This is a genomic window from Cryobacterium sp. 10I5 (genome assembly GCF_035019865.1).
Lineage (GTDB): Bacteria > Actinomycetota > Actinomycetes > Actinomycetales > Microbacteriaceae > Cryobacterium > Cryobacterium breve_A.
Genome location: NZ_JASJVI010000201.1, coordinates 1 through 884 on the forward strand (window position 1 = coordinate 1; position 884 = coordinate 884).

1 protein-coding gene is annotated in these 884 nt (G+C 62.0%); it reads right to left on the minus strand.

Features of this window, described 5'->3' with window-relative positions; translation table 11 throughout:
- The coding region (locus QN350_RS19690) for a hypothetical protein (RefSeq protein ID WP_323517203.1) at window positions 1-656 on the minus strand (656 nt) is incomplete at its 3' end.
- Between the last annotated feature and the right edge of the window lie 228 nt (window positions 657-884).

Sequence of the window (884 nt, forward strand, 5' to 3'; positions counted from 1 at the left end):
ACACTCACCCTGTCGGCGGCGAGGGCGGGACCGGTCTCATTGGTCAGGATCGCGCCACTCAAGCTCAACTGTCCGGTGATCTGCGCACCCGGGAAACGCACCGCACCATCATCGCCGTGCCCGGTCGCCGTGAACTCGTCATCAAGGAACATGTCGCCGCCGACACTCACCCCGTCGGCGGTGAGGGCGGGACCGGTCTCATTGGTCAGGATCGCGCCACTCAAACTCAACTGCCCGGTGATCTGCGCACCCAGGAAACGCACCGCACCATCGCTGGCGTACTGGTCGGTGACGCCGACGACGGACCGGCTCAGGTCCAGGTCGGAAATCTGACACCTTTCACCGTCGACTCCCTCGGGCAGGTGGCACGATTTTAGGCTGAGACGGATTGGGGAGATCAGGTGATCCAAGTCGAGGCGTCCGACAATCCTGGCACCACGCAATTGCAGACCGTGGGGGTCCGCCCCGCCGTCAGGTAGGTGACGACCACGAAGAATGTCCCGAATAACCTCTGCACGGATCTCGTGTTGCATATCCCACGAGCCCATTACTGCGGCATCGATCGCGGCGCCGGGGGCAAGATCGAAAATAGTACCGGCAGCCACGTGACTAACCAACGTCTTCTCCAAGTCGGTCAGCTGCACAGTGTTGAGCATGCCACACCCCGGCACCCGATCGCACTCGCACTCGCGGATTGCCTACCGCATTGCACTGAGGAGACCACAGCCGGAATCCGACCGAGGCTCGCATGAGAAGGCAACGGCGGCTCCGCTCAATGACGTCTCGCAACCCTACGGCGATTTCAAGCGGTGGAAGCAACAGGGGCTATTTCCTTCCTTGAGACTAGCTCGCTGAGCAGGTCAGCTGGGGTGCTGCGTTTGAGG